The organism is Pseudomonas sp. LPH60 (genome assembly GCF_030718165.1).
Taxonomy (GTDB): domain Bacteria; phylum Pseudomonadota; class Gammaproteobacteria; order Pseudomonadales; family Pseudomonadaceae; genus Aquipseudomonas; species Aquipseudomonas danubii.
Map to the genome: position 1 here is coordinate 273,113 of NZ_JAVAJH010000004.1, position 18,145 is coordinate 291,257.

Genomic DNA, 18,145 nt, shown 5'->3' on the forward strand with positions numbered 1-18,145 from the left:
GAGCAGGTTCGCGGGGGCCTGCGGGCCGCAGGAGCTGGCTTGCCAGCGAAGAGGCCGACGGGGGCAGCCCGTCAATCGCCGGTGGCGACAGGCCGCTGGGCATCGGTGATCCATTCGCTCCACGAACCGGCATACAGGCGCCCCAGCGGGTAGCCGGCCAGGCACAAGGCGAACAGGTTGTGGCAAGCGGTGACGCCAGAGCCGCAGTAAGCCACCAACTGCTCCGGGGAGCGTCCGGCGAGCTTTTGCGCGAATCGCTGCTTGAGTCGGTCGGCCGCAAGGAAGCGCCCGTCCTCGCCCAGGTTGTCAGTGAATGCCGCGCATTGGGCACCGGGAATATGCCCGGCCACCGGATCGATGGGCTCCACCTCGCCACGAAAACGCGGCAGGCCACGGGCATCCAGCAGGGTCAGGTCCGCCTGGCCCAGGCGCTGGCGCAAGTGCTCGGCATCCAGTAGCAGACTGTGGTCGGGCTGGCCGGCGAACCGGCCCGGCACGGTTTGCGGTGCATCCAGGCTCAGGGGCAGGCCCGCGGCGTGCCAGGCTTTGAGGCCGCCATCGAGAATGAACACGCCATCACGCTTGCCCAACCAGGCCAGCAACCACCAGGCGCGGGCAGCGTAGGCACCGGGGCCGTCGTCATAGAGCACGATCTCGCTGTCGTTATCGATGCCCCAGGCCTGCAGGCGGGCCACCAGTTGCGCCGGTTCCGGCAACGGATGCCGGCCGGTCACGCCCTTGATCACCGGCGCGCTCAGATCCCGGTTCAGATCGGCGAAATGCGCCCCGGCGATATGCCCGTCGGCGTAACTGCGCTGGCCGTAATCCGGGTCTTCCAGAGCAAAGCGACAATCCAGAATCACCAGGCCGGGCTGTTGTTTTTTCTGGTCCAGGGCAAGCGGGCTGATCAACTGCGCGAGGGGCATAGCGGGCTCCTGTGAGTAAGTCGGAGATTGATCCTACTGCACTTCTTCCAGGGCTTGGGCCAGCGGTACGTAAAACTCTTCGAACAGGCCGTTGACCGCTTCCCGGGCCTGCTCGGTGACAAAACCGGCTTCCAGCACCAGCACCTGATAGACGCCGCGCTTGATGGCTTCCTCGCTCAGGTGGGTGGAGTTCTCCCGGGTGGTGCACAGAAAACGCACCCAGGAAGTAAGGATGATCCAGGCATTGAGGGTCAGGGATTCGATCTGCACCTTGTCCATGGCGACGATCCCGGCCTCGACGAAACGTCCGTAGATGGCCATGCCCTGGATCAGGCAGCGCTGGGAGAAGCGCCGGTAGCGAGCCGCCAGTTCGGCGTCGCTGTCCAGCAGGTGCTCCAGGTCGCGGTGCAGGAAGCGATAGCGCCACATGGCCGCCAGCAGCGCCTGCAGGTAATAGCGCTTGTCTTCGACGGTAACCGCACGCCCGGGGGGCGGGCGCAGGAAGCTGTCCACCAGACTCTCGTACTCGGCGAACAACACGGCGATGATCGCCTGCTTGTTGGGGAAGTGGTAGTACAGGTTGCCCGGAGAAATCTCCATGTGCGCAGCAATATGGTTGGTACTGACGTTGCGCTCGCCCTGTTGGTTAAACAGCTCAAGACTGAACTGAACGATGCGCTCGCGGGTTTTTATACGTGGGGCCATGGGCGTGGGCTTTAATCAGAAGGCTGGGGTGCATCTTACGTTCTATCCCCCTGTGGATAAATCGCGACCGGCACCGGATGGTATTTGACAATTTAGAGCATAAGCTCTAAAAAACTAGCCACCCTATAAAAACCGGAGCCCGTCCATGTCTGCCGAAATCGCTTACCTGCAGGATTCCCTTCAGCAACAGGACGAGCTGCATGCGCTGTTCGAAGCCCAGCGCCGGGCCTTCGCCGCCAATCCCATGCCACCGGCCGCACAACGCCAACAATGGCTCAAATCACTGCAGAACCTGCTCGACACCGAACGCCAGGCGCTGATCGATGCCATCAGCCAGGACTTCAGCAACCGCAGCGCCGATGAAACCCTGCTGGCCGAGCTGATGCCCAGCCTGCATGGCATTCACTACGCCAGCAAGCACCTGAAAAAATGGATGAAGCCGTCTCGTCGCGCCGTCGGCCTGGCCTTCCAGCCAGCCTCGGCCAAGGTGGTTTATCAGCCGCTGGGGGTGGTGGGCGTCATCGTGCCGTGGAACTACCCGCTGTACCTGTGCATGGGCCCGTTGGTGGGGGCCCTGGCCGCCGGCAACCGAGTGATGCTCAAGCTCAGTGAATCCACCCCGGCCACCGGCCAGTTGCTCAAACAGTTGCTGGCCCGGGTGTTCCCCGAGGATCTGGTGTGCGTGGTGCTGGGCGAAGCCGAAGTGGGCATGGCGTTCTCCAAGCTGCGTTTCGATCATCTGCTGTTCACCGGCGCCACCAGCATCGGCAAACACGTGATGCGCGCCGCCGCGGAAAACCTGACCCCGGTGACCCTGGAGCTGGGCGGCAAGTCCCCGGCCATCGTGTCCCACACCGTGCCCCTCAAGGACGCCGCCGAACGTATCGCCTTCGGCAAGACCCTGAACGCCGGGCAGACCTGCGTCGCCCCGGACTACGTGCTGGTGCCGGAAGAACGCATCGGTGCCTTTGTCGAAGCCTATCGCCAGGTGGTGCGTGGTTTCTTCCCGACCCTGGCGGACAACCCCGACTACACCGCGATCATCAACCAGCGCCAGTTGACCCGGCTCAACGGCTACCTGAGCGACGCCACCAGCAAGGGCGCGCTGTTGGTGCCGCTGTTCGAACAGAGCCAGGAGCGGCGCCTGGGCCATAGCCTGCTCTTGAATGTCACCGACGACATGACCGTGATGCAGGACGAGATCTTCGGTCCGATCCTGCCCATCGTGCCCTACAAGACCTTGGACCAGGCCCTCGCCTATATCACCCAGCGTCCGCGCCCCCTAGCCCTGTACTACTTCGGCTACGACAAGTCCGAACAGCAGCGGGTGCTCAACGAAACCCACTCCGGCGGCGTGTGCCTCAACGACACCCTGCTGCATGTGGCCCAGGATGACCTGCCGTTTGGTGGTGTCGGCCCTTCCGGCATGGGCCACTACCACGGGCATGAAGGCTTCCTGACCTTCAGCAAGGCCAAGGGAGTGTTCATCAAGCAGCGCTTCAACGCGGCGCGCCTGATCTACCCGCCTTATGGAAAATCGATCCAGAAACTCATCCAGAAGCTGTTCATTCGTTAACCAGTACATCGCCGGGTAATAACAACAATGACCCCTAGCCTGTCTGAAACACCCGCGCTGTCACGGCGCGGATTGCTGAAAATCAGCCTTTGCGCCAGCGCCTTCCTGGCCACCGCAGGACTGGGCGCAAGCCTCAGCGGTTGCTCTGCCAGCACGCCCGCCAGCGGCTTCGCCATGCTGCGCAGCAATGACCTGCCGTTTTTGCGGGCGCTGATCCCGGTGATGCTTGAAGGCGCCGTGGCGGCGGACAAGATGCCCGCCGCCATCGACGGCACCCTGGCCAACCTGGACAACGCCCTCAATCACCTATCGCCGGAAATGTTCAAGCTCACCCAGCAGTTGTTCGATGTGCTGGGCATGGCGGTCACCCGCGGCCCGCTGACGGGGATCTGGGGCAGTTGGGAAAACGCCAGCGCCGAGGCCATCCGCAACTTCCTCAGCCGCTGGGAAAACAGCTTCCTGGCCCTGCTGCGCATGGGCCATGCCTCGTTGCTGCAACTGGTGATGATGGCCTGGTACACCCGCCCTGAGTCCTGGGCCCATTGCGGTTATCCCGGGCCACCGAAGGTCTGACCGGCCTTTGTAGTCGCTGCCACAGGCTGCGCACGAGCGTTTAGGTTCGTGGGGCGATGGGGCAGCGGCTGGGGATCGTCAAGCAAGGCCCTGCGGGCCTTTTCGCAGCTTCGCAGGCTCAGCAGCGGCTACAGTGGATCCGCGCCGAGCCTTCAATAATAAGAGAGCGTCCGATATGCCTGTACCTGATCTGTTCCGCGAAGGCCTGAACCGTGGCTGGAAAACCTACAACGGCTCGCAGCTGGAGCAGGACCTGACCCTGGAAGCCGATGTCGCCATCATCGGCAGCGGCGCCGGTGGCGGCACCACCGCCGAAATCCTCAGCGCCGCCGGCTACAAGGTGCTGCTGATCGAGGAAGGCCCGCTCAAGACCAGCGACGACTTCAAGATGCTGGAGGACCAGGCCTACACCAGCCTCTATCAGGAAGGCATCGGGCGCATGAGCAAGGACGGCGCCATCACCATCCTCCAGGGCCGCGCCGTGGGCGGCACCACCCTGATCAACTGGACATCGAGCTTCCGCACTCCCGACCCGACCCTGGAACACTGGGCCAGGGAACACGGGGTGGTGGGCCACAGCTCGGCGGAGATGGCGCCCTGGTTCGAGAAAATGGAGCAGCGCCTGGGGGTGGCGCCCTGGGTCATGCCGCCCAACGCCAACAACGACGTGATCCGCAAGGGCTGCGAAGCCCTGGGCTACAGCTGGCACGTGATTCCGCGCAACGTCCGTGGCTGCTGGAACCTGGGCTATTGCGGCCTGGGCTGCCCCACCAATGCCAAGCAATCGATGCTGGTGACCACCATTCCGGCAACCCTGGAGAAAGGCGGTGAGCTGCTGTACCTGGCCCGGGCCGAACGCCTGTTGATCAAGGATGACAAGGTCAGTGGCCTGCAATGCCAGGCCATGGACGCCCGCTGCGTCGCCCCCACCGGGCGCACCATCACGGTCAAGGCCAGGCACTACGTGCTGGCTGGTGGCGGCATCAACAGCCCCGCCCTGCTGCTGCGCTCCGATGCCCCGGACCCGCATTCGCGCCTGGGCAAACGCACCTTCCTGCACCTGGTGAACTTCTCCGCCGGCCAGTTCGACGAGGTGATCAACCCGTTCTACGGCGCGCCGCAATCGATCTACTCCGACCATTTCCAGTGGCAGGACGGCACCACCGGCAAGATGTCCTACAAACTTGAAGTGCCACCCCTGCAACCGGCCCTGGCCAGCACCCTGCTAGGTGGTTTCGGGCCGCAGAGCGGGTTGTCCATGGAGCAACTGCCCCACACCCACGCCATGCTGGCCCTGCTGCGGGACGGCTTCCACCCCGACAGCACCGGCGGCAACGTCGAGCTGCGCGGTGACGGCACCCCGGTGCTCGACTATCAGGTCTCGCCCTACGCCTGGAACGGCCTGCGCCGGGCCTTCCACAGCATGGCGGAGATCCAGTTCGCCGGCGGCGCCAAGGCGGTCAAGCCGCTGCACAGCGACGCCCGCTTCGCCAAGACCCTGAATGAAGTCCGCACCCAGATCGACGGCCTGGACCTGGCGCTGTACCGCACCCGCCTGGGCAGCGCCCACGTGATGGGTGGCTGCGCCATGGGCGAAGACCCGAAAAACGCCGTGGCCGACAGCCTCGGGCGCCACCATCAACTGCGCAATCTGTCGATCCACGACGGCTCGCTGTTTCCCACCAGCATCGGTGCCAACCCGCAGCTGTCGGTCTACGGCCTGACCGCGCAATTGGCCACAGCCCTGGCGGAGCGCTTGAAAACGGCGTGAAAAAGCGGGGTATTTTCGTCGTCTATAGTGCTTTCTTCCCTAAAAGGCGACTTGGCCGACCGGGAAGGCTGCGATACCATCCGACTCCCCAACGGATTCCCGCCAGGACGACGCGATGAACCGAGTGTTGTACCCAGGTACCTTCGACCCTATTACCAAGGGCCACGGCGATCTGGTCGAGCGCGCCTCCCGGCTGTTCGACCACGTGATCATCGCCGTTGCCGCCAGCCCCAAGAAAAACCCGCTGTTCCCCCTGGAACAACGCGTGGAACTGGCGCAAGAGGTGACCAAGCACCTGCCCAACGTTGAAGTCGTCGGCTTCTCCACCCTGCTGGCGCACTTTGCCAAGGAGCAGAACGCCAATGTCTTTCTGCGGGGCCTGCGAGCAGTTTCGGACTTTGAATACGAGTTCCAGCTGGCCAACATGAACCGCCAACTGGCGCCGGACGTGGAAAGCCTGTTCCTGACGCCGTCGGAGCGCTACTCGTTCATTTCCTCGACGCTGGTTCGTGAAATTGCTGCCCTGGGTGGCGATATCACCAAGTTCGTCCATCCGGCCGTCGCCGATGCACTGACCCTGCGCTTCAAGAAATAAGCCGTGCGGCCCCGCAGAGGGCCCTTGCCAGGCGTCAGCCATCGCGCCCGCGTGCACTGCGGGCGTCAATACGGCACAATTGCGCGCATTCGTTTTTACATGCCCGGGCCTGCCGCCCAGGCCGGAGTCCCCCATGTCCCTGATCATCACCGACGATTGCATCAACTGCGACGTCTGCGAACCCGAGTGCCCCAACGCGGCCATCTCCCAAGGCGAGGAGATCTACGTCATCGATCCGAACCTGTGCACCCAGTGCGTCGGCCACTACGACGAGCCGCAATGCCAACAGGTATGCCCGGTGGATTGCATTCCGCTGGACGAGGCGCGTCCGGAAACCGAAGAAGAGTTGATGGCCAAGTACCGGAAGATCACCGGCAAGGCTTGAGGAATTCAGCGGCCCTTCAGGGCATTTTCGCCGGCAATCCTGCTCCTACGGCGTTCGTAGGAGCCGGCTTGCCGGCGCAGCTTCTCAGCGCTGGCAACGTGGGCAATAGACGCTGGCCCGCTGGCCCAGCTTGATCTCCCGCAGCCCCGTGCCGCAGACCTTGCAGTGCTCCCCGCCACGTCCGTAGACGAACAGCTCCTGTTGGAAGTACCCAGGCTGGCCGTCGCCGCCGATAAAGTCGCGCAAGGTGGTGCCGCCCCGCTCGATGGCCGCCGCCAGGATGCGCTTGATCTCGATCGCCAGTTGCAGATAGCGGGCCCGGGAAATGCCCTTGGCTTCACGACGTGGATCGATGCCTGCGGCGAACAGCGCCTCGGTCGCATAGATATTGCCCACCCCCACTACCACCGCGTTGTCCATGATGAACGGTTTGACCGCCATGGAGCGCCCCCGGGATAACTGGAACAGGCGCTCACCATCGAACAGGTCGGTCAGCGGCTCCGGCCCCAGGCGCGCCAGCAACTCGTGGTTCAGCGGGTCCAGGCTCCAGAGCATGGCGCCAAACCGGCGCGGGTCGGTGTAGCGCAGGGCCAGGCCCGACTCCAGTTCGATATCCACATGTTCGTGCTTGGCCGCCGGCAGGCCGATTTCCACCAGGCGCAGATTGCCCGACATGCCCAGATGACTGATGAGGGTGCCGACCTCGGCATTGATCAGCAGGTACTTGGCCCGACGATCCACCTGGACGATGCGCTGCCCGGACAGGCGCACATCCAGATCCTCGGGGATCGGCCAGCGCAAACGCCGGTCACGGACGATGACCCGACTGACCTTCTGGCCTTCCAGGTGCGGTGCGATCCCGCGCCGGGTGGTTTCGACTTCAGGTAATTCAGGCATGTCCGCCCCTGGCACTCATTGCGAAATGAACGATCAGTGTGCGCCCAGCTCGCGCACGGTTTCCTTGAGGTTCTCGAAGTCGTAATCCGACAGACCGACGTAGTCGAGAATCAGATGGCCAATGCTGTTCCACTCGTGATCTTCCACCTGGTTGCCCAGCACCCGGTAGGACGCGCAGATGTGCTCGGCCATTTTCAGGATCGCCAGCAGGTTCTTCAGCTGGCTGTTGCGCGAGGACTCGTCGCTGAAGATCGCCAGGGCGTTGTGGTGATTGGCGATGGCATTGGTCACATGCTCCGGCAAGCGCCAGGACTTGGCGGTGTAGTACCCCACCACCGCGTGGTTGGTGTTGAAGGCACGGTTTTCCGTGTCCACCACCCGCTGCTCCGGCCCGGCACTGCCATAGGCTTCTTCCAGCACGCTCATGTAGTCGGGGAAACGCTTGAGCATCAGCGGCACGCCGCAGTCGTGGAACAGCCCCAGGGCATAGGCTTCATCCACCGCCTGGGAGCCGGTGCGCTTGGCCAGGGTCAGGCAGGTCATGGCCACATCCTGGGCGGTGTCCCAGAAGCGGTTGAGGGTGACGATGGTTTCATCGCTCATCTCGCCCTTGATCGACTGCGCGTTGATCAGGTTGATGATCGAGCGGCTGCCCAAGAGATTCACCGCGCGCTGGATCGAGGCGATCTTGTTGCTCAAGCCGTAATACGGCGAATTGACGATCTTCAGCAGCGCGCCGGACAGGCCCGGGTCCTGGGATATCAGCTTGGCAATCACTTCCAGGTCGGGGTCGGGCATGTACTGCTCCATCTGCAAATCCACCATGATTTGCGGTTGAGGCGGCACGCTGATGCCTTGCAGGGCCTGCTGAATCTGTTCGGCTGATAGCTCTTGGGACATAAGTACACACTCTGGCTGAGGCGGCGATTCTAACCTCTAACGAGCCAATGTTGGGCGAACGGACAGGAACTTTACCCTGCGCCTTTAGCCGCAGGTCCATTGGCCGTCGCTGAAGTTGCGCAGCAAGGTATAATCGCGCCCTTTTTTCCGGAGCGACGTCATGTCCCTGCCAAGCCTGCGCCTCAAAGCCAACGCCGATCGCCGCCTGCGCGCCGGCCACCTGTGGGTCTACAGCAACGAAATCGATGTAGCCGCCACCCCTCTGCACGGCTTCAAGGCAGGCGACCAGGCGGTACTGGAAGCCGCCGGCGGCAAGCCCCTGGGCGTCGTTGCCATGAGCCCGAACAACCTGATCTGCGCCCGCCTGCTGTCCCGAGACGCCAAGCTGGCCCTGGACAAGTCGCTGCTGGTGCACCGCCTGAACGTGGCCCTGTCCCTGCGCGAGCGCCTGTTCGACAAACCGTTCTACCGCCTGGTCTACGGCGACTCCGACCTGCTGCCGGGCCTGGTGGTCGACCGTTTTGGCGACATCCTGGTGGTACAGATCGCCTCGGCGACCATGGAAACCCACAAGGACGACGTGATTGCCGCCCTGACCCAGGTGCTCAAGCCCAGCGGCATCCTGTTCAAGAACGATTCCGCCGCCCGTGACGCCGAAGGCCTGAACCGCTACGTCGAAACCGTGTTCGGCCTGGTGCCGGAATGGGTTGCCCTGGAAGAGAACGGCGTCAAGTTCGAAGCCCCGGTGATCCAGGGCCAGAAAACCGGCTGGTTCTACGACCACCGCATGAACCGCGCCCGCTTGGCGCCGTACGCCAAGGGCAAGCGCGTGCTGGACCTGTACAGCTACATCGGCGGCTGGGGTGTGCAAGCCGCGGCGTTCGGCGCCAGTGAAGTGTTCTGCGTCGATGCCTCGGCCTTCGCCCTCGATGGCGTGGAGCGCAACGCCGCGCTGAACGGTTTCGCCGAGAAAATGACCTGCATCGAAGGCGACGTCTTCGAAGCCCTGAAAGAACTGAAAGCCAGTGAAGAGCGCTTCGACGTGATCGTTGCCGACCCACCCGCCTTCATCAAGCGCAAGAAAGACCTGAAGAATGGCGAAGGCGCCTACCGCCGCCTGAACGAGCAAGCCATGCGCCTGCTCAACAAGGACGGCATCCTGGTCAGCGCCTCGTGCTCGATGCACCTGCCCGAGGACGCCCTGCAGAACATTCTGCTGACCAGTGCCCGTCACCTGGACCGCAATATCCAACTGCTGGAACGCGGCGGCCAGGGCCCGGATCACCCGGTGCACCCAGCCATCCCGGAAACCCGCTACATCAAGAGCATCACCTGCCGCCTGCTGCCTAACAGCTGAGCCCGGGCCGACGGCCATTCCTGCCCAGCGCGGGAATGGCCACCGCCCTCGATTGACTTTGCACGACCATGGTTCGATTCTCGGCACCTTCTCAAGGACCGAGAGCGCCACACCATGGGCCACTCCCCCGCGACCACGAAAAAGACCTCGGTAGTCATTCTGCTGCTGAGCGCTGCCGCCCTGGGCCTGAACAGCCCGGTCAACCGTCGTTATCAGGGCGCTTGCGTCTGAAGATCGCGCAGACGACACAGATCCCTGAGATACAGCAGGAAGGAAAACGCCAAGGGCGGGCCAGTGAAGTAGCGCAAGGACAAAAACCCGCTCTTGAAGGGGTCCAGATGGTGCTCGCGGGTCCAGAAATCGAACAACGCCTGCACCAGCCACGCAGCGCAAAGAGCCACCAGCATCCAGGCTCCGTCACCCAACAGCCGTCGTTTAAAACCGTCACGTCCCGGCAGCCAGGTGGCGCTGAGCAGCGTCATCAGCAGCAGGAGCGCCACCACGCTGTAGATCACCCCGCGGGTAAAGGGCAACTCACTGCAGGCCTGCACCACGACCGCCGCCGCAAAGGCCAGCAACAGTGCGGCCTTCCAGGTGCGCCACTGGCGCCGCTGCCCGGCCAGCAGCTGCACGAAGCCGCCGCCCGTCAGCAGGGCCGCGCCCACCACGGCCATGGTGCTGCCGGGCCAGTCGCTATAGAGCACCAGCCACATCAGCATCAGCCCTTGCAGCAGGCCCGTGCCGAGGTAGAACCTCAGGGATCGCATGTTCGCGGACATTCCAGCTCCATTGGAAGGTGATCGAGGGGCGGCGAGTCTAAACCAGGAGCGGCCAGACGGGCAGCCTCCCTCTCAGATCCTGGCAATCGCACGCCACAGAGCGGCCACGGCATTCCTTCCTGACGCCAGCGGTGTAGAATCGGCGAATTCATCGCCAGTCATCCCCCGGCGGGTTTATGAGCTCAGGCTGAGGCGCGCGGCGATCCCGCGGCGTCATCGGCAGCTTTCGGACACACGGCCATTTCTGAGTGTTCCCAAGGTCAATAGAAGCTCACTCCCCATTTGTTCCCTGATTAGCCGCCCGGAGTGCTCCATGCCTGATTACCGCTCGAAAACATCCACCCACGGCCGCAACATGGCCGGTGCTCGCGCCCTGTGGCGCGCCACGGGGATGAAAGATGCCGACTTCAAGAAGCCGATCATCGCCATTGCCAACTCCTTCACCCAGTTCGTCCCGGGGCACGTGCACCTGAAGGACCTGGGTCAGCTGGTGGCCCGCGAGATCGAACGCGCCGGTGGCGTGGCCAAGGAATTCAACACCATCGCCGTGGACGACGGCATCGCCATGGGCCACGACGGCATGCTGTATTCCCTGCCGAGCCGCGAGATCATCGCCGACTCCGTGGAATACATGGTCAACGCCCACTGCGCCGACGCCATCGTCTGCATCTCCAACTGCGACAAGATCACCCCCGGCATGCTGATGGCCGCCCTGCGCCTGAACATCCCGGTGATCTTCGTCTCCGGCGGCCCGATGGAAGCCGGCAAGACCAAGCTCGCCAGCCACGGCCTGGACCTGGTGGACGCCATGGTCATCGCCGCCGACTCCAGCGCTTCTGACGAGAAGGTTGCCGAGTACGAGCGCAGCGCCTGCCCGACCTGCGGTTCGTGCTCCGGCATGTTCACCGCCAACTCCATGAACTGCCTGACCGAAGCCCTGGGGCTGGCCCTGCCGGGCAACGGTTCGACCCTGGCCACCCACAGCGACCGCGAAGAGCTGTTCCTGCGGGCCGGGCGCACCATCGTCGAGCTGTGCCAGCGCTACTACGGCGACAACGACGAGTCGGTGCTGCCGCGCAACATCGCCAACTTCAAGGCGTTCGAGAACGCCATGACCCTGGACATCGCCATGGGCGGTTCCACCAACACCATCCTGCACCTGCTGGCCGCCGCCCAGGAAGCCGAGATCGACTTCGACCTGCGCGACATCGATCGCCTCTCGCGCCACGTGCCACAGCTGTGCAAAGTGGCGCCGAACATCCAGAAGTACCACATGGAAGACGTGCACCGCGCCGGCGGCATCTTCAGCATCCTCGGCGAACTGGCCCGTGGCGGGCTGCTGCACACCGACCTGCCCACCGTGCACAGCAAGACCCTGGCCGAGGGCATCGCCCAGTGGGACATCACCCAGACCAGCGACGAAGCCGTGCACCACTTCTTCAAGGCCGGCCCGGCGGGCATCCCGACCCAGACCGCGTTCAGCCAGTCGACCCGTTGGGACAGCCTGGACGACGACCGTGAAAATGGCTGCATCCGCAGTGTCGAGCATGCCTACTCGAAAGAAGGTGGCCTGGCCGTGCTCTACGGCAACATTGCCCTGGACGGCTGCGTGGTGAAGACCGCCGGTGTCGACGAGTCGATCCACGTGTTCGAAGGCAACGCCAAGATCTTCGAAAGCCAGGACAGCGCCGTGCGCGGCATCCTCGCCGACGAAGTGAAAGAAGGCGACATCGTGATCATCCGTTACGAAGGTCCGAAAGGCGGCCCGGGCATGCAGGAAATGCTCTATCCGACCTCCTACCTGAAGTCCAAGGGTCTGGGCAAAGCCTGCGCCCTGCTCACCGACGGCCGCTTCTCCGGCGGCACTTCAGGCCTGTCCATCGGCCACGCCTCGCCAGAAGCGGCGGCCGGCGGCGCCATCGGCCTGGTGCAGGACGGCGACAAGGTACTGATCGACATTCCCAACCGTTCGATCAACCTGTTGGTCAGCGATGAGGAACTGGCGGCGCGCCGCGTCGAACAGGACAAGAAAGGCTGGAAGCCCGTGGAAGCTCGCCCACGCAAAGTGACCACCGCGCTGAAGGCTTACGCCCTGCTGGCCACCAGCGCCGACAAGGGCGCGGTACGCAACAAGGCCATGCTCGACGGCCTGTGATCGTCGCCCGCAAATGAAAATGCCCCGCCAAGTGCGGGGCATTTTTTTGGCCTTGCATCGCCCTTGCGGACGCCTTCGCTGGCAAGCCAGCTCCCACAGCAGCATTCGAGGTGCTGGCGCCGCCACCGTAGGAGCCGGTTCCGGGTTCTCAGGGCATGCGTTCGCCCAACTGCCCGCGCAGGAAGCGGTACAGGCCATCGGCGCTCTTGCGGTAGCCGTCGGCGGTCAGGTGCACCAGGTCGTTACGCGCCAGGTCGCTGCCCTGCCATTTGCTGATGGAGCAATCCCCGCCCATGAACGCCTGCCAGTCCCAGAACAGGGTGCGACTGCTCTTCGCCACATCCTTCTGGATCTGCACGATCTGCCGCAGCGGTTGCGGTTGGGAAGCCGCACAACTCCCGGCATTGCGGCGCTTGATGGAGTCCGGCGGCCCCACCAGCAGGATCACGGCCTTGGGCAGGTTCTTGCGCAGCAGCCTGACCTTTTCCTGCAACTGGCTGCGGTACAGCTGCAGATCCAGATCGTCATCGAAGGCTTCGTTGGTGCCATAGGCCAGCACCACCATGTCCGGGCGCAGGGCCTTGAGGGTTTCCAGCCAGCCGGGCTGCCACTTGTCCAGCACATCCAGGCGCGCGCCATTGATGCCCAGGGAGGAGTAGATCACCCCGGCGCTCTTCTGCCCGAGGATGTTCCAGCCGCCCAGGGCCAGGCCCTGGTTGTTGGCCACGTTGAAGTCCAGCGGCAGAGTCAGATTGTTGAACGGCGGACTGAAGCGCCACTGGCCCCCGGTGGCGGCCAGCATGCGGCTGCTTTTGTTGAGGTTGTCCCGGGCGGTCAGGGTGTTGTTGCTGGACGCCTGGTACAGCGCGGAAATGCGGTACTGCTGGTTGCTCGGCTGGCGCTCGGCGATATGCACCCGAGCCCCCGGGGTCATCGGTAGCGACAGGTAACCGCCCAGGGGAAACTGGTTGCTCTGCTGGTTGCGCGCCGATACCAGGGACCACTGGCGCTTGGCCGCCCCGAGGATCACCCGTTCATAGCGGGTGCCGGGCACCGGTGTGGCCGCCACGAAACCAATGCCGCCATCGCCGTACTGCGCTTGCAACAGGCGACGCATCTCGCCGCTGAACAGGTCGGCGGCGGTATGGGAGTCACCCAGTTGCACGATGTTGATGGGGGTGCGGTTGGAGGTGCTGAACTTGCGCGCCAGCAGTGCCAGGTTCGGGTCGGTGCCGGTGGTCACGACTTTCTTGGTTCCGCTCCCGGACCGGGCCAGGGCCGAGGCCGGAGTGGCCTGGACCTCGGTGGTCGGGCTGCAACTGCTCAGCAAGGTAATGCCCAGCAACAGCGCAATGCCTTGCAGTCGCCCCATATCAGTGCTCCGTCAATTGTTGACTGGGAAAGTTGATCAGCGAGATCACACGCTCAGCGATCAGCTTCTGCCCAGTGGTGGTGAAATGAATACCGTCGTCGACCCGGGTCTTGACCTTCTTGCCATCGCCGGTGGTGCGGTAATAGGAAAACTCGTCGTTCTGGTAGCCGAGAATCTCGTTGGCCGAGACGAAATGCTGCTGATAGCGCTCGATCTGGCTCTTGTACAGGTCGCTCAGGTAAGCCATGGCCGTAGACAGCTTGGGCTTCTCCATGTTCGGCGGACCGACCCAGATCACTTGCACATTGTGGGCCTGGGCGGTGTCGAGGATCGAATCGATGCGCTGGCGATAGGCTGCTTCCCAGTCCGGGGTCTTGAAGCGCAGGAACGGTTTGCCCTTGACCACCGGCATGTCCCACGGATCGTTGGGACCGAGGAAGATCACCATCAGGCGTATGTTGGGGTTGCTGGCCAAGGTGCTCTCAACGGTCTTGGGCCAGTTGAAGAAGCTCGGGTAGGCAAGGCCAGTGCTCTGCTTGCTGAGGTTCAGGCTCTTGACGTTGTAGCGTTTGCGCAAGGTGTTGGCCATGTGCGGCGCCACGCCCTGCATCAAGGAGTCACCGACGAAGAACACCTCATCCCCCGTGGCCAGGCTGGCCATCAGCGGCGCCGTGCGTCCCGGCTCCACCTGAGGCGGATGGCTGACCACGGGAGCCACGGCCACTGGCTGCGGATGCACCGGGGCCGGGACAGGAGCCTGGGTGGCCGTATGGGTCGGTGCCGCGTGCGCAGCACTCAGCGGCGGGTGCTCGGGCGCCGGTGCCGCCGCGACCTTCGGCAACGGCGCAGGCTCTTCGTCCGCGGCTGCTTCAGCCTGGGCCACCAGGCTCAGGTCGGCGGTTGCGGCAAAGCTGCCGACAAAGGCCACCCGGGCATTTTCCAGGGCCTGGTTGAGCTGCGCGCCAAAGCGCCACTGCGGGTTCTGCGACAGCCCCGGGATCTCGCAGTCATCGTGGTACTTCTGCTGGCAGTAGAGACGGATCGACTGCTGGTTGAACCACACCAGTAACAGGCTGGTCACCACCAGGGCATAGAACACCTTGGCTGCGCTGCCGAGGCTGACCGATAAGGGCGAACGGTTAGAAACTGGCATAGATGAACCCCGGCACGCCCGACGGTGAGGCGAAGATGACTACGCAGATGAACAGCCCCAGCGGCACTGGATACAACAGCCATGGCAAGCCGGTGGCAGCGGCGAACAGGCGCTGCAGCAGCGCCACGATCCGTGGGTAGAAGGCGACGAACAACAGGCAGCCCAACAGGCTCAAGGCACTGCTGGCCAGCCCGCTGAAGGACAGACCACCCAGGCCACTGAGCATGTCCATGGCGTCGGACAAGGTCGCGCAGCGGAAGAAGATCCAGGCAAAAGCCACGTAGTGGAAGGTCAGCAGGCGAGCCATCAGATCCGAACCGATCCAGCTCGGCCCCCGGGCCAGCAACGGGCTGCACAGTTTGTACAGCGCCAGGCCAACGCCGTGCAGCGCGCCCCAGATAATGAAGTTGGCGCTGGCGCCGTGCCACAGGCCGGAGATCAGCATCGCCAGCAGCATGTTCAGGTTGCCGCGCCATACCGGGCCACGGTTGCCCCCCAGGGGGATGTACACGTAGTCACGGATGAAGGTCGACAGGCTGATGTGCCAGCGCCCCCAGAACTCCTTGAGGTTGCGCGCCGCATAGGGGTAGTTGAAGTTCAACGGCAGGCGGAAGCCCAGCAACAGGGCGATACCGGTCACCAGATCGGTGTAGCCGCTGAAGTTGAAGTAGATCAGGAACGAATAGCCGTACACCGCCCGCAGGATCTGCTCGGCCGAGAAGGCCACCGGGCTGTCGAACACCGGGTCGACCCATTCATTGGCCAGCCACGAGCTGAGGAAGAACAGTTTGACCACCGCCACGGCGATCAGGCCCAGGGCCCGCTGCGGCTCCAGCACCTGACGCAACTGCGGCGGGTTGATCTGTTCCAGCATGGGGATCGCCCGGTTCACCGGACCGGCAATCAGGCTGGGGAAAAACGCCAGGTACAGCGCCAGGTCGAAGGGCGAACCCGGCGTCAGCTCTCGACGGTTGATCGACACCAGGTAGCTGACCGAGTGGAAGGCATAGAACGACAGCCCCACCGGCAACAGCACCTCCAGCAGCGGCAACGACACTTCCATACCGAACTGGGCGAAGGCGTTCTGCACCGTGCTGGTGAAGAAATCCTGGTACTTGAACAGATAAAAGGCCCCGAGCACCAGCAGCAACATCAGGCCATTGACCCAGCCCCGCCCGGGGTAACGCTGGCTCAACAGGCCGAGCAGATACACCAGGGCCGTATAGCCCAGCAGGATGTAGAGGAAGTTCAGGCTGAAGCTGGCGAGGATCGCGTAGCTGGCGGCCAGTAGCAGGCCGTTCTGCAGGCGCAGGCTGAAGCCCAACCCCCAATAAAGAATGAAGAACAGGATGAAACAGAGGCCGAATTCGATCGAGAGATAGCTCACAACGTAGTCCATTACGTGCAGACGGGGACAAACCCGGCACAGGGAGAGCAGGCAGGAGGAGTGGAAACGGGCGCGATTATGGCAGAGGGGGTTTGGCAGTCACAAGTTGAAACATCCTCCACCTGGAGCGGACGCCGGCTCCGCACCGAACGACAGGCGCCCCTTGCAGGAGCTGGCTTGCCAGCGAAAGCGTCCACAAGGGCGATGCCAGATCCAAGGAACTCTTCGCCGGCAAGCCGGCTCCTACGGATGAAAGCGGCTTGGCGGATCGGTTTACCGTAGGAGCTGGCTTGCCAGCGAAAGCGTCCACGAGGGCGACGCCAGACCCAAAGGCCTGTTCGCCGGCAAGCCGGCTCCTACAGAGGGGCGGTGTAGGGGCAGGATTACTGGATGTCTTCGGGCTTGACGATCACCCAGTTCTTGTCGGCGGTCACCGGCAGCCCTTCCTTGGCCTGGGCCGCGGCGTGCTTGGCCATCATGCCGTTGAGCTGGGTCATGTACTTGTCCTTGCGGTTGATCCACAGGTGGATGCCGCCCTTGGCCACGTCCACATCATGGAACAGCATGTAGCCGTCGCTGGTCGGGGTGTCGCCACCTACCAGCACCGGTTTCTTCCACTCGTCGATGTAGGTCAGGATCGCCGCGTGCTTGCCCGCCATCCAGGTGGCCGGGGTCCACAGGTAAGGCGTCAGCTCCAGGCCAAGGTTGGCTTTCTCGTCGTACTTGCCGTCGGTGATCTGCTTGCGCGCGGTGGTCAGGGCGCCGGTCTTGCGGTCCTTGAGCAGGGTGGTCACGCCAATCACGTTCTGCGGCTTGACGTTGTAGCCGTACTTGGGATCGGAGGCGACCATGCGCACCAGCTCTTCGGAGGCGGCGGTCATCACATAGACCTCGATGCCGTTCTCCATCAGTTTGTTGTACAGCTCGGTCTGGCCGGTGAAGACCTTGGGCGGGTTGACCTCGATGGTCTTGACCACGTCACCGTCGTAATAGGTGCTCGGCACCGGCTTGCCGGAGGCCATCAGCTCGTCGACGTAGCCCTTGAGTTCCTTGAGGGTGAAGCCGGAGAACACCTGCGCCACCCAGGGGTAGCAGACCATGTCGTCGATTTCACACAGGCGGTAGTAGTAGCTGAACAGGCTTTCCTTGTGCTCGGCGGTGTCCTTGAACGGAATCAGTTTCAGCGACGGGTCGAGGGTCTCGCGGGTGATCAGCCCCTTGTTTTCCATGAAGGGCAGCAGGGACTCTTCCAGATCGTAGCGGTAACTGGTGTTGTCCATGTCGAACACCGCGAAGTTACCCTTGTTGGCGTTGGCCGCGATCATCGCGTCCAGCTGCTTGGCCTGCTCCTGCGGCCAGTGCTTCAACTCGGTAGCGAAGGCCTGGCCGGCAAGGCCCAGGCAGAGTGCAACGGCTAGAAATTTCGGCGCGAACTTCATCTGCGGTTTCTCCCTGAGTGAAAGGTTCGACGCTAACAAATCCCTGTGACAGTTCCCGTCTCCACGCGACCGCTTGCGTCCCGAGAGCGCCAACCACATGCGCCTGAGCGTCAGCCGCTTATTCCAAAAACGACAGTTGCCATGCGATATCGTTATTAATTCAATAGATTTCAAG

General features: G+C 63.4%; 16 protein-coding genes. 7 read left to right on the top strand and 9 right to left on the bottom strand.

The window, feature by feature from the left end:
* Positions 1 to 71: 71 nt before the first annotated feature.
* Positions 72 to 926 (bottom strand): sulfurtransferase, encoded by an 855-nt coding sequence (locus Q8O96_RS16030; RefSeq protein ID WP_102862097.1) that lies wholly within the window; start codon positions 924 to 926, stop codon positions 72 to 74.
* A 33-nt stretch (positions 927 to 959) separates the two neighbouring features.
* Positions 960 to 1,631, bottom strand: coding sequence for a TetR/AcrR family transcriptional regulator (locus Q8O96_RS16035; RefSeq protein ID WP_102862098.1), 672 nt, complete (start codon positions 1,629 to 1,631; stop codon positions 960 to 962).
* Positions 1,632 to 1,776: 145 nt separating this feature from the next.
* Here Q8O96_RS16035 and Q8O96_RS16040 point away from each other — a divergent pair, with 145 nt between their 5' ends.
* From Q8O96_RS16040 to Q8O96_RS16060, 5 genes are all read left to right on the top strand, one after another.
* Complete coding sequence (locus Q8O96_RS16040; RefSeq protein WP_102862099.1) at positions 1,777 to 3,207, top strand: coniferyl aldehyde dehydrogenase; 1,431 nt, start codon at positions 1,777 to 1,779, stop codon at positions 3,205 to 3,207.
* Between the two features lie 27 nt (positions 3,208 to 3,234).
* On the top strand, positions 3,235 to 3,780 hold the full coding sequence (locus Q8O96_RS16045; RefSeq protein ID WP_102862100.1) for a twin-arginine translocation pathway signal protein: 546 nt from the start codon (positions 3,235 to 3,237) through the stop codon (positions 3,778 to 3,780).
* A gap of 175 nt (positions 3,781 to 3,955) precedes the next feature.
* A complete protein-coding gene (locus Q8O96_RS16050) occupies positions 3,956 to 5,551 on the top strand; it encodes a GMC family oxidoreductase (protein WP_305949093.1) in 1,596 nt (531 codons plus the stop codon).
* Positions 5,552 to 5,666: 115 nt separating this feature from the next.
* Entirely contained in the window at positions 5,667 to 6,146 is a 480-nt protein-coding gene (gene coaD, locus Q8O96_RS16055; protein ID WP_003195136.1) for a pantetheine-phosphate adenylyltransferase, read from the top strand.
* Positions 6,147 to 6,279: 133 nt separating this feature from the next.
* On the top strand, positions 6,280 to 6,531 hold the full coding sequence (locus Q8O96_RS16060; RefSeq protein WP_011064042.1) for a YfhL family 4Fe-4S dicluster ferredoxin: 252 nt from the start codon (positions 6,280 to 6,282) through the stop codon (positions 6,529 to 6,531).
* 84 nt (positions 6,532 to 6,615) lie between these two features.
* On the opposite strand, the gene mutM is transcribed toward Q8O96_RS16060, so the two are convergent.
* Positions 6,616 to 7,428 carry a bifunctional DNA-formamidopyrimidine glycosylase/DNA-(apurinic or apyrimidinic site) lyase gene (gene mutM, locus Q8O96_RS16065; RefSeq protein ID WP_102862102.1) on the bottom strand — a complete coding sequence of 271 codons (813 nt, stop codon included), beginning with the start codon at positions 7,426 to 7,428 and terminating at the stop codon, positions 6,616 to 6,618.
* A gap of 33 nt (positions 7,429 to 7,461) precedes the next feature.
* Positions 7,462 to 8,274: an HDOD domain-containing protein gene (locus Q8O96_RS16070; RefSeq protein ID WP_162884160.1), complete on the bottom strand. Its 813-nt coding sequence runs from the start codon at positions 8,272 to 8,274 to the stop codon at positions 7,462 to 7,464.
* A gap of 214 nt (positions 8,275 to 8,488) precedes the next feature.
* On the opposite strand from Q8O96_RS16070, the gene Q8O96_RS16075 reads away from it, so the two are divergent.
* Positions 8,489 to 9,685 carry a class I SAM-dependent rRNA methyltransferase gene (locus Q8O96_RS16075; RefSeq protein WP_305949094.1) on the top strand — a complete coding sequence of 399 codons (1,197 nt, stop codon included), beginning with the start codon at positions 8,489 to 8,491 and terminating at the stop codon, positions 9,683 to 9,685.
* Positions 9,686 to 9,897: 212 nt separating this feature from the next.
* Here the strand turns inward: Q8O96_RS16075 and Q8O96_RS16080 are convergent, their stop codons facing one another.
* Complete coding sequence (locus Q8O96_RS16080; protein ID WP_102862105.1) at positions 9,898 to 10,464, bottom strand: hypothetical protein; 567 nt, start codon at positions 10,462 to 10,464, stop codon at positions 9,898 to 9,900.
* Between the two features lie 313 nt (positions 10,465 to 10,777).
* Between Q8O96_RS16080 and ilvD the strand changes: the two genes are divergently transcribed.
* On the top strand, positions 10,778 to 12,619 hold the full coding sequence (gene ilvD / locus Q8O96_RS16085) for a dihydroxy-acid dehydratase (protein ID WP_102862106.1): 1,842 nt from the start codon (positions 10,778 to 10,780) through the stop codon (positions 12,617 to 12,619).
* A gap of 148 nt (positions 12,620 to 12,767) precedes the next feature.
* On the opposite strand, the gene Q8O96_RS16090 is transcribed toward ilvD, so the two are convergent.
* The 4 genes from Q8O96_RS16090 to Q8O96_RS16105 form a co-directional block, all read right to left on the bottom strand.
* A complete protein-coding gene (locus Q8O96_RS16090) occupies positions 12,768 to 13,991 on the bottom strand; it encodes an SGNH/GDSL hydrolase family protein (RefSeq protein ID WP_207166714.1) in 1,224 nt (407 codons plus the stop codon).
* A 1-nt stretch (position 13,992) separates the two neighbouring features.
* Positions 13,993 to 15,144, bottom strand: coding sequence for an SGNH family hydrolase (locus Q8O96_RS16095; RefSeq protein WP_115581152.1), 1,152 nt, complete (start codon positions 15,142 to 15,144; stop codon positions 13,993 to 13,995).
* Entirely contained in the window at positions 15,131 to 16,531 is a 1,401-nt protein-coding gene (locus Q8O96_RS16100; protein WP_240322051.1) for an MBOAT family protein, read from the bottom strand. The genes Q8O96_RS16095 and Q8O96_RS16100 overlap by 14 nt, the downstream gene beginning before the upstream one ends.
* 383 nt (positions 16,532 to 16,914) lie before the next feature.
* Positions 16,915 to 17,970, bottom strand: coding sequence for a phosphorylcholine phosphatase (locus tag Q8O96_RS16105; protein WP_102862110.1), 1,056 nt, complete (start codon positions 17,968 to 17,970; stop codon positions 16,915 to 16,917).
* Positions 17,971 to 18,145 lie beyond the last annotated feature (175 nt).